At 37.6% G+C, this 10,773-nt stretch carries 9 protein-coding genes and 1 pseudogene; 6 read left to right on the top strand and 4 right to left on the bottom strand.

Annotated features, from left to right (window positions below; genetic code table 11):
* Nucleotides 1–343: pseudogene (locus tag B4237_RS01650) on the bottom strand (AAA family ATPase); the annotation flags it as partial.
* A gap of 282 nt (nt 344–625) precedes the next feature.
* On the opposite strand from B4237_RS01650, the gene B4237_RS01645 reads away from it, so the two are divergent.
* The 4 genes from B4237_RS01645 (at nt 626) to rpmE (ending at nt 4,734) form a co-directional block, all read left to right on the top strand.
* Nucleotides 626–2,800: an AmpG family muropeptide MFS transporter gene (locus B4237_RS01645; RefSeq protein ID WP_374974083.1), complete on the top strand. Its 2,175-nt coding sequence runs from the start codon at nt 626–628 to the stop codon at nt 2,798–2,800.
* A 2-nt stretch (nt 2,801–2,802) separates the two neighbouring features.
* The gene (gene gloA, locus B4237_RS01640; RefSeq protein WP_278595906.1) at nt 2,803–3,204 is read left to right on the top strand and encodes a lactoylglutathione lyase; all 402 of its coding nucleotides are present in this window, start codon (nt 2,803–2,805) and stop codon (nt 3,202–3,204) included.
* A gap of 139 nt (nt 3,205–3,343) precedes the next feature.
* A complete protein-coding gene (locus B4237_RS01635) occupies nt 3,344–4,312 on the top strand; it encodes a bile acid:sodium symporter family protein (protein ID WP_278595907.1) in 969 nt (322 codons plus the stop codon).
* A gap of 197 nt (nt 4,313–4,509) precedes the next feature.
* Entirely contained in the window at nt 4,510–4,734 is a 225-nt protein-coding gene (gene rpmE, locus B4237_RS01630) for a 50S ribosomal protein L31 (protein WP_005231378.1), read from the top strand.
* A 103-nt stretch (nt 4,735–4,837) separates the two neighbouring features.
* Here rpmE and B4237_RS01625 read toward each other — a convergent pair whose 3' ends face one another.
* From B4237_RS01625 to epmB, 3 genes are read right to left on the bottom strand one after another with little or no spacing between them, the layout of a single operon-like run.
* Nucleotides 4,838–6,934, bottom strand: coding sequence for an EAL domain-containing protein (locus tag B4237_RS01625; RefSeq protein ID WP_278595908.1), 2,097 nt, complete (start codon nt 6,932–6,934; stop codon nt 4,838–4,840).
* Nucleotides 6,916–8,667: a hypothetical protein gene (locus tag B4237_RS01620; RefSeq protein ID WP_061526751.1), complete on the bottom strand. Its 1,752-nt coding sequence runs from the start codon at nt 8,665–8,667 to the stop codon at nt 6,916–6,918. Before B4237_RS01620 ends, B4237_RS01625 begins: the two co-directional genes overlap by 19 nt.
* Nucleotides 8,668–8,678: 11 nt before the next feature.
* A complete protein-coding gene (gene epmB / locus B4237_RS01615; RefSeq protein WP_278595909.1) occupies nt 8,679–9,695 on the bottom strand; it encodes an EF-P beta-lysylation protein EpmB in 1,017 nt (338 codons plus the stop codon).
* Nucleotides 9,696–9,781: 86 nt separating this feature from the next.
* Here epmB and efp point away from each other — a divergent pair, with 86 nt between their 5' ends.
* Both efp and B4237_RS01605 read left to right on the top strand, forming a co-directional pair.
* Nucleotides 9,782–10,351, top strand: a complete 570-nt coding sequence (gene efp / locus B4237_RS01610; RefSeq protein WP_004652839.1) for an elongation factor P — start codon at nt 9,782–9,784, stop codon at nt 10,349–10,351.
* Nucleotides 10,352–10,529: 178 nt separating this feature from the next.
* Nucleotides 10,530–10,773: carbon starvation CstA family protein (locus B4237_RS01605; protein WP_286940987.1), on the top strand; the 244-nt coding region annotated here is incomplete at its 3' end.

The raw sequence follows: 10,773 nt of genomic DNA, 5'->3' as shown, positions 1-10,773 counted from the left end.
GTAACAAACGTTTAATCATTGTGCGTTTGCCTAGCCCTGCTGTACCGACTGCAAATATGTTGTAGCCAGAATAAGGTAAAGAAATACCAGCCTCAACAGACGCGCGTGCACGATCTTGCCCAAGAAAATTATTGAGCGGTTTGATACGTCTAGTCGAGCTTGGAATTTCTAATAAATCTGGAATATGTGTCAGTTGTTCTGATTTTAAAGCTGTTTTAATTAGTGTTGGTTTGATTTCCGTCTGTTCAAAAGCGCTTGGGAATGAATTAAGTGTTGCTGTAATCGTGTTTGTTGGTGTTGATGATAAAGCTGTTGCAGTCATTTGATCGAGTTTTTGGGTCATTGCTATCCAACAAATAAACGTTAGTTGAGGGTTTGGTCATTTGATATTCCAGATATGCTTATATGACTGACAAAAACTTGCTTTATTTTTGAACTAGGTTGCAAGCATATTTGAAGTATCAATCGACTCTCTTAAAGGTATACAGTTTTAGGTCTAAAGATCAAGCGAACTTGTGTTTTTTATCGACAAAACAAAACAATGGTTGCATAAAGCAACTTGCAAGCAATCACAAGAAACGATTGAATAAGCACATTCACGCATATTCATGGAAAATAATAAGCAATGACGACTCAAGCCTCTGGTTGGGCAGCTGCATTTAAAGCTTTTTTAGATCGCCGTGCTCTGATCATGTTATTTCTTGGTTTCTCTGCGGGGATACCAATTCTATTGATTTTTTCTAGCTTATCATTGTGGCTAGGTGAGGCTGGTATTGATAAAAGTGCAGTGACTTTTTTTAGTTGGGCTGCATTAGGGTATTCATTTAAATTTGTTTGGGCACCATTGATTGATGAGTTACCTGTACCATTTTTGACGAAGTTGTTAGGTCGTCGACGTGCTTGGCTGTTAATTGCACAGTGTTTGATTATTTGTGCTATTTGTATTATGGCCTTTTCTGATCCAGCGCTTGGGCAAAGCTATTTAATTCAAATGGCGGCTGGAGCAGTTTTACTTGGTTTCTCTGCTGCTACCCAAGACATTGTGATTGATGCCTATCGTATTGAGCTTGCTGAAACAGAAATGCAGACAGTGTTAGCTTCAACATACAATGCAGGTTATCGAATTGGGATGATTGTTGCTGGGGCTGGGGCATTATTCTTAGCAGCCTATTTGGGTACAGCAAAAGGTAATTATATTTACGAGGCTTGGAAATATACTTACTTAGCGATGGCAGCCGTGATGGCAATCGGTATCATCACAACACTCAGTATCCGTGAACCTCAGGTTAATCGCGTTTATAAGCATTATAAAACCACAGATTATTACCGCTTGGTTTTTGTTTTCTTTATTGCTGTTGCAACATTCGTGGTGAGTTATATTTATTCGGGTAATGTAACTGAAGCAATTTCAAAGGTTGCTGCTATCAAAGATACAGCAGCCTTATTTGGTTTAGAGGCGTTAAGATTTTTAACTGCAACAGCAACGGCTTTATTGATCGGTTTTGGGTTGGTAAAAGCAGGTGTTGTAAATCAGCAAATGGCAAAGGAAACTTGGGTTGCACCGATTTTAGATTTCTTTAAACGGTATGGTGTGAAGCTTGCACTTGTACTTTTATTGCTGATCGGTTTTTTCCGTATTTCAGACATTATCGCGGGTGTAATCTCGAATGTGTTCTATCAAGATTTAAATTTCAGTAAAGAGCAGATTGCTGAAGCGGTTAAAATTTATGGTGTTTTATTCAGTTTGGTTGGTGGTTTCTTAGGTGGCTTATTAGCACAACGCATGAATATTATGAAGCTCATGTTTGTTGGTGCTGTTTTAGCGAGTTCGACCAATTTGATTTTTATTGGTCTAGTAAAGTCTGGTAAGCCGCTTGATCAAGTTGAATTGCAAATCGGGGATAAACATTATCAAGTAAAAACTGATGAAGTCGGATATTGGAAATTACAAGTACCGAATCAAGAATTGTTAAATGCTCACTCGGTACAAGTAAGCACTCAATATCAAAATCAGGCTGACTCAAAAATCAAACTTGAAGTTCCATATTTGATTGAAACAACGCAGCCTCAAATTCAATTGTTGCCGATTAGCAGTGATGATCAGCTAACCGCAAATGAATTGAAGCAAAGTTTGGTTGTCAAAGGGCAGTTGGCTAATGTATCCATAACAGATTTAGATACTGAGCGGCCTGTCGTCTTAAAATTAGATGGGCAAGAGTTTGTCGCAAAAGTTGATCAGAGTGGCTTATTTAATGGTGTAATTGATGGTAAGGCTTTACAAGTATCATCAACTAGAACAATTACAGCTTTAGCGAATTTGACAAATAATAACGGCAATCAGTTATTGGCTACACGACAATATCAAATCAATACAACAGCTCCAGCGAACTCTGCTTTGGATATTGACATTCAACCCGTTGCGGTCATAAGTCCTGATCAGCAAGGTTCAGTTGAGCTTTCAGGTAAAGTCATCAAAACTTATAGTTCCTTATGGCTTTATATGGCCATCATTATGGATAATTTAGCTTCTGGTTTAGCTGGTGCCGCATTTATTGCATTTTTATCGAGTTTAACCAGTGTTTCATTTACAGCGGTTCAGTATGCCATTTTCAGCTCATTAATGACCTTAACACCAAAACTGTTAGGCGGTTATTCGGGCACAATTGTCAGCAATATCGGTTATCCGAATTTCTTTTTGATGACAACTTTAATTGGTATACCTATTTTAATTCTTGTGGTTTGGGTTGCAAAACTTTTACGTGACCATGAGAACCAAACAACACAACAGGCAGGTGAATAAATATGCGCATGTTACATACGATGCTACGAGTAGGCAATTTAGAGCAATCTTTAAAGTTCTATACTGAAGTGCTTGGTATGAAATTGCTACGCAAACGTGATTATGAAGAAGGGCGTTTTACTTTGGCTTTCGTTGGTTATGGCGACGAAGAAAACAATACGGTGCTTGAACTCACCCATAACTGGGATACATCTAGTTATGAATTAGGTAATGCATACGGACATATTGCGATTGGTGTTGATGATGCTTATAAAGCATGTGAAGACATCAAGGCGCGTGGTGGTAAAGTTGTGCGTGAAGCTGGACCAATGAAAGGTGGCATAACGGTAATAGCATTCGTTGAAGATCCTGATGGTTACAAGGTTGAATTAATTCAACAGGATAAAAATGCACGTAATAACTAATTTGAATTCATCTTAAGCTGAAGAATTCTCATTTAAAAGCGCTAGCATTATTTATATAGCCCAGTATGATGTGTTGATCAAATGGTCAACAATATTATATTGGGCTTTATCATAATTAGTGGGTGAATAGGAAAAAGTTATGTTGAAACTTTTGGCATTGGATCGCTTTACAATATTCTTGATTGCGATGGTGTTACTCGCAACATTTCTGCCTGTTTCAGGCCAACTAGCATCCTATTTCAATATTTTAACGACCGCTGCAATCGCAATACTTTTCTTCTTACATGGTGCGAAGCTTTCTCGCGAAGCGGTTGTGGAAGGCATGTTACATTGGAAAATGCATGCTTTAGTTTTTGCTTTTACCTTTCTTATTTTTCCAGTGATCGGATTAGTTGCTAAACCGATTTTAGAGCCACTTTTAGGCCAGCAGCTTTATTGGGGCTTCTTGTTTATGTGCTTTTTGCCATCAACAGTGCAGTCTTCAATTGCCTTTACTTCGATTGCAAAAGGTAATGTCGCTGGAGCGGTGTGTAGTGCTTCTTTCTCCAATATCATCGGTATGTTCATTACACCGATTTTAGTGAGCTATTTCATTTTAGGTCAGAGCCAACATGGTTTTGATCCAACAAAATCTATTATTCAAATTACTTTATTGCTATTAGTTCCTTTCATTTTGGGGCAATTATTAAGGCCTTATATTTTCCCATTGATGGTAAAAGTACCAAGCTTAGTGAAAGCATTCGATCAAGGCTCAATATTGATGGTGGTTTACGGTGCATTTAGCAGCGCTGTTGTAGCAGGTCTATGGCATCAGGTGAATGGGGTCACTTTGCTTTATCTGGTACTTGCTTGTTCGGTTCTTTTAACGATTGTGATGTTGCTTGCTTTATATCTACCGAAATGGCTGGGCTTTAATCGTGCTGATCAAGTGACGATTTTCTTTTGTAGTTCTAAAAAAACTTTAGCGAGTGGTGTACCCATGGCGCAAATTTTATTTATTGGCCAACCATTAGGTATGATTGTTTTACCTATCATGATTTTCCACCAAATCCAGTTAATGGTGTGTGGTGTAATTGCGAATCATTGGGCAAAATCGAAGCAAGAATAGTTCGCATAATTTGATTTGTTGGCGTATAATGCTCACCACTTGTTGGCTTTGCTCTGATCTTAAAGGTCTCGGTGGGTCAAAAGAAATGGTCTGTTATGGTGTTGATCTGCAAGTTGAATAACTTTGCTTTCCTCATTTTGAGAGTGATCAATTGCGATAACAGCTTAAGCCTTTCTTGTTAATTAGGAGCATCGACCATGCGCGCCGATATTCACCCAAAATACGAAAAATTAGTTGCTACTTGTTCATGTGGTAACGTAATCGAAACTAAATCTGCGCTTGGTAAAGAAACTATTTACCTAGACGTATGTTCAGCTTGCCACCCATTCTACACTGGTAAACAAAAGAATGTGGACACTGGCGGTCGTATCGACAAGTTCAAACAACGTTTCTCTGGTATGTCACGTTCTATCAAACGTTAATACCAAGAAAGAAAAAACGGGCAATTTGCCCGTTTTTTTGTGCCCTTAAGTTTACGCTTTACCTTAATAAAAGGTGAGGAGTCATCAAACTCCTCAACGTGGACTATTGGTCTTGTACATCAGTTAAGCGGTCAAGTTTCTTCTGGAAATAATTACCTTGTAAGAAACGCGCTTCAACATTCCATGCATTCGCAAAAAGATTCATATCATTCAGATCAATTAAGAGAATTTCTACAGATTTTATTCCTATGAAATGTAGAATTTTTTCTTGCAGCGTAGCCATATCTTTATCTGAAGCCAATTGCTTGGTTAGCTTATTATCGAAGCTCAAATATTGTGTATCAATCTGATTGAGGATGGATTCGCTATACAGTGAATTACCAAAGTTACGGATAGAAATTTCAGCACCGTGTTGACGAAGTAAAGCGATTTGAGGTTGTGCTTGAGATAAATTCTGTTGTAAAGCCAATTCTGAGAACTGAAGAATTAATGGATGTGCTTGTTTACTTCCAATAATGGTGAGTAATTTTGCAATTAATTCAGGTAGTTTTTTATCATTCAACAAAATATGATGATTGAGGTTAACAACGAGTTTAGCTTTCGGATATTGGGTAATGAAGTTATGTAATTGCTTACAAGCCTCAACCAAAATCCAGCGATCTAATTGTACAGATAACTCAGGATCATCTTTTAAATCGCCAAGATCATTTAAATCCTGCCACTGATTGTTATGAATAAACCCACCAGTGACTTCATAGGTATGCGTATATTGATCTTGTTTGTCATAGAGCTGCTGATATTTCAGATGAATATCGCCAGTATCAAGTTTTTGTTTTAACTCTTGTAATAATGTTAATTGAACAGCCTTTGGAATATGTTCTGTAGTGAGACCAATGTCAGCATCAATTTTTGGTGTATTCAATGTTGGCAATTGTGATGAGAATGCTTTCGTCAAAATTTGCTCGAATGCAGTTTCATCATTTATTTGCTTGGGAAGTTCGCTATATCCCAGTTTTAACTGTAAAGGGAAGGTGTATTGTTCAGTCGCTAGCAACTGCGGCTTTTGTAGGCTGTTTAAACCAATCAATAGTGAATTTAAAACTTCTTTTGATTCGGCTTGTAGTAAACCTGCATGAAGTGATTTTTCAATCTGATAGATTGGAATATTTACTTGCTCTTTAATGAAGTTTTGAATGTTTGAAAAATACGCTTTAGTTCCACGCCAGTCATTTTGGAAAACCTCATTTGGGCAGTGATTTAAACTAAATAAAACTAAAGCATTTACATTCGCGGGGTGGTTGGTTAAATGGCGATTAATCTGTTGTAAGGCAGTATTTAGACTTGAAACTTTCTCTGCTACGGCTGGTGCAACTAAACTAGTAGGTGTTGAGATACTAATTGATGAACCACATTCGATATTGAGTTGAATTTCATCTTCATCGCCAGAAGGAATAAACTCGACTTGCAAAGGATTATTCTTGACGGTTGGATTTTGAGTATGAAGTTCAAAACGCCCATGCTCAAATTGACCTTGTGAAATCTTTTTAAAGCGGAGCTTAAATTGAGCTAAATCTTCTGGTTGTAAAACGTCAAGAATTGGTAAACCAATCAGATCATCTTCGCTGTTGAAGCCAAATAAATTTGCATATTCTGCATTGGCACTCATGTGAATACCTTCTTGCAAAAGAGCAACGGCTTTGTGGCTCTCAGCAGCTAAGGATTGTGCTTGAGTTTGTGCGGCCTCTAATTCATTCAATAAACGATGTTCAGCTTGAACTAAACGACTGTATGAGAGGGCACGAACAATACTGATATAGAACGCTTCAGGTGCTTTTAGGTTTAAGACATCATAAATGCCTTTATGAATGTAGCTTTGATATTGATCAGCACTGTAATTTTCTGGCTCTAATAATAAAACGGGCAAGCTTGGCTGAGCTGATGCTTGAATTAAGGACAGTGTTTGTTCAATTTTTAAATCGTAGGCACGCCCAAAAATGACAATGTCCCAAGGTAAGTTGAGTTGTTTTTCAAAAGCTTTGAAGTCATCTAGTAGTGTTGCTTTCACCTGATGATCTTGTGAGGCGAATATTTCTAAGACTTGATTATAACGGAGTTGGTTATCATCAATAATTAATAAGCGTGTTTCTGTGCGTTTTAACTTTTTAGAGAGTAAAGAATTTCTCACTTCAATGCTTCCCATAGATCTTGATCATTTGTATCCATATTATTTTGTGCCATGAATTTTTGTAGAACAGGCTGTTCTTCATCATTCAATAGTTCAAAATCAAATTGAATAAAGCTCTGGGTAATTAGCTGTGCCGTTAATAAATACACTTTTACTTCCTCTTTCCCCAATCGTAAATGAACAGCTTGCTGTTCTCTAAAAATTTGTGAACCTGGTAAAATTAAAGTTGTTTTTGTTTCATCCAAATTTTGGTTTTTTAATAAAAGTGCTGGATGATAGTTGCTTACATGACGATCAGATTGGATACGTACGGCGCATGGGAATATCTCTTGCGCCAATACTTCTAAACCTAACTCTAAACTTTTTTCAGTTGATTGCTTTAACCAACGAATTACACCTCCACGCCAATGCCCATGAGATGTTTCTTTCACAAGAATATATTCACCTGTTCTTAAGTTTTTAGGTGCTTCTCCTGACCATTTAATACGGTAACCGTTAACACTAATATCAAGAATATCAGCTTGATAAACAGCCTTACTTTCTCTGCTTAGTCTTTGAATAGAGGACTCTTGGTTACCTGAAGACTCTTTTTTATCCCATGTCGATAAAAACTTAGATTCGCTTTGTAAGCCATACCCATGTTCAAGCATTAATGTTTCTGAGAAATTTTTTGCTTTCGATAAGTAAAAGTGAGCGGTCAGTAAACCAAAGCAAATATGAAGCTGAGCTGAATATTCATATCGTTCGTGGCGTCGTTCAGCAGTTGTGCCTAAAATGGTTTGTACGTGGAACTTTAATGCAGGTGTTAGATAAATTTTCTCATTCTTGGAAATATATTCTGCATTTTTATGTAAAGTCGCAGTAACGTGTTCAAGTAAACCGTGAGTACTGATGAAAATATTTGGATTAAAACCAGAACTTTGCTTTTTATTATAAATCGGTGGGTGATCTTTGCTTGTATCAACGACATATTTGGTTAAATCAGTTTCTTTTGGTAATAACTGAACCATTTTGGCCCAGTCAAAACTACATTGAAATAAGGCTTGAATTTCTGATTGGCGTATTTGATTGGTATTAAAAATATCCATCAAAATCAGTTGAGCATATGCCTGACTGATATTGTTTAAACTTGGCTTACCTGAGGTCTGTTCTATGTTGGTATGCTGATATTTGTGCGTAATCGCTGCATCATAAAGTTGATGTGCAATGAGCCACTGGCCAGCAACAGGCTCACTATAGAGCATATGTTGTTGATATAAGAGTTGAGTAAGTTGCTGTAAAGCTTGAAATGTGGCGAGTGTTCTTGCTGTTTGTAGATTTTTTTTCTGATTGAGCGCGAAGATAGAAAACTTTTGATGATCTATTTGATCATTACTGCGTCGTACAATATTGATGTAAATTGCAGCGAAGTAGCAACGCAACAACATAGCTAATTCAATAATGTGTTCATTGCGATCTGAGCTAATCACACCTTGATTAAAAAAGTTTTTCTCAAGGCTGCCTAAGACGTTTTCTATCGTTGGATGAAGTGCTTGGATCAAATCGAAACGTAGCGTCTCAGGGCAGTCTAATTCACTTAATTCTAACAGTGCTGCAAATAAGGCTTTAGATGTGTCGCCTAATTGCATGATGGAGAGTGTTGAAATCCATTCATTTATACTTTTGGTATTTGCATCACAAAAGCTGAGTTTGTCCCGTGTGAGAACAGTTGGAATTTGAAAAATATCCGAAAATGCATTATTCATCATTGTAATCAATCTCAGAACGTTTGAACCCCAAAAAGCGGTGTTTTATTTTTTTCGCCCGCAATTTCCCTGACGAGTTTAGGAACTAAATATCCCGGCAAACTCGCTAATACATCACTATATATTTGATCTATCTTTGAAGAATCTAAATCAAAGTGCTGAGCACCTTTTACTTTATCCAATACATGTAAGTAATAAGGCATTACTCGTGCATCAAATAAACGAAGACTTAATTCATTCAAAGTTTCTGCAGAATCATTCACACCTTTGAGTAAAACTGCCTGATTTAGCACTGTTATATGATGTAGTGATAACTGTAATAACTTTGAGCAGGTAAAGTCATCAAGTTCAGCTGCATGATTTGAGTGTACCACCACTACAATGCGTAGCCTACTGTTTTTTAATATAGAAATCAGTTCGTCGTCGATCCGATTTGGAATAACAATAGGAACTCGTGAATGAATTCTCAATATTTTGATCTCGGGGAGAGATGCTAGACGTTCTAACCATAACGCTATTTTTCGATTATTCAGCGTTAATGGATCTCCACCACTTAAAATCACTTCATTAATATGCGGATTTTGTTCAATATACTGCTTAATATTTTCCCAATCATCATTTTTAGGTAGATTTTCTTGATAAGGGAAATGACGGCGAAAGCAATAACGACAGTGAATCGCACATGCTCCAGTCAAGGTAAGCAAAAAACGTGATTGATATTTATGCAGCACCCCAGCCATTTGGTTTGCGGCTTCCTCACCTAAAGGGTCGGTGACAAACTCAGGATAATCTTCAAGTTCCAAATGGTGGGGGAGTACTTGTAGAAGTAATGGATCGAGAGGATCGCGGATGTTCATTTTTCCGACGAATGCACGAGGTACGCGTAATTTAAACTGTTCAGAGGCAAGGATTGCACCTGATAATAGCTGATCGGTAGATAGCTCAAGTAAATTTAACAGCTCTAGAGGATCAGTAATTAGGTCACTGAGTTGTGATTGCCAGTTTTGCTCTTGATGTAAATAGTTTATCATGCCATACGTTAAAATAGTGTTAGCCGAAGCTGTGCGCCCAGTCTAACATTAATAGATTTGAGTTTTAAGTTTGGAGTGCGCCTTTCATGGCCTATTATTCTACAAATGATTTTAAAGCAGGCCTTAAGGTTATGCTTGATGGCAACCCATGTTCAATCATGGAAAATGAATATGTAAAACCAGGTAAGGGTCAAGCGTTTAACCGTGTGAAATTACGTAACCTTCGTTCTGGTAAAGTATTAGAAAAAACATTTAAGTCAGGTGACTCTTTAGAAGCAGCTGATATTGTAGAAGTTGAAATGGATTACCTCTACAACGATGGCGAAATGTGGAACTTCATGGATCCTGTATCTTTTGAGCAAATCGCTGCTGACAAAACAGCAATGGGCGATGCTGCAAAATGGTTAAAAGACGATTCAAATGAAAAATGTACAATTATGTTATTCAATGGTGTGCCTTTAACAGTAAGCCCGCCAAACTTCGTTGTACTTAAAATCGTTGAGACTGATCCTGGTGTTCGTGGTGATACTTCAGGCGGTGGCGGTAAGCCTGCGAAACTTGAAACAGGTGCTGTGGTACGTGTTCCATTATTCGTACAGCAAGAAGAAAGCGTTCGTGTAGACACTCGTACTGGTGACTATTTAGAGCGTGCATAATCGTTAAACACAAAGTATACGATTATCGAAGGGATGATGAAGAATCGTCCTTTTTTTATGCCAAAGTATTAGATAAATCATTTTTTATAACAGGTAAGCTAACAAAGATATTTCTTCTACAGAAAATATAGAAAGGGAAATCACAATAACCACAAGTTATGTATTCGAGAGGTTTTGAATGGAGACAACACAAGCAAAGTCAACACTTCCCTCAAAACTCCTATGGAGTTTGGTTGCCATTGTCGGGGCAATTTCATTTGGGATATTGGCTATCAGTCGTGGTGAGCATGTTAATGCTGTTTGGCTCGTCCTCGCTGCAGTCTGTGTTTATAGCATTGCATATCGGTTCTATAGTTTATTTATTGCAAACAAAGTTTTTGAGTTAAACCCGAGACGTCTAACCCCCGCACATCGTTTAGCAG

This window comes from Acinetobacter sp. UBA6526, assembly GCF_002434875.1.
Lineage (GTDB): Bacteria > Pseudomonadota > Gammaproteobacteria > Pseudomonadales > Moraxellaceae > Acinetobacter > Acinetobacter venetianus.
This window is presented reverse-complemented; position numbering and strand designations above follow the sequence as displayed.

What these genes read in the sequence shown, in the direction of transcription:
- B4237_RS01645 (WP_374974083.1), top strand. Translation starts at nt 626, where the DNA reads ATGACGACTCAAGCCTCTGGTTGGGCAGCTGCATTTAAAGCTTTTTTA.
- gloA (WP_278595906.1), top strand. Translation starts at nt 2,803, where the DNA reads ATGCGCATGTTACATACGATGCTACGAGTAGGCAATTTAGAGCAATCT.
- B4237_RS01635 (WP_278595907.1), top strand. Translation starts at nt 3,344, where the DNA reads ATGTTGAAACTTTTGGCATTGGATCGCTTTACAATATTCTTGATTGCG.
- rpmE (WP_005231378.1), top strand. Translation starts at nt 4,510, where the DNA reads ATGCGCGCCGATATTCACCCAAAATACGAAAAATTAGTTGCTACTTGT.
- B4237_RS01625 (WP_278595908.1), bottom strand. Translation starts at nt 6,934, where the DNA reads ATGGGAAGCATTGAAGTGAGAAATTCTTTACTCTCTAAAAAGTTAAAA.
- B4237_RS01620 (WP_061526751.1), bottom strand. Translation starts at nt 8,667, where the DNA reads ATGATGAATAATGCATTTTCGGATATTTTTCAAATTCCAACTGTTCTC.
- epmB (WP_278595909.1), bottom strand. Translation starts at nt 9,695, where the DNA reads ATGATAAACTATTTACATCAAGAGCAAAACTGGCAATCACAACTCAGT.
- efp (WP_004652839.1), top strand. Translation starts at nt 9,782, where the DNA reads ATGGCCTATTATTCTACAAATGATTTTAAAGCAGGCCTTAAGGTTATG.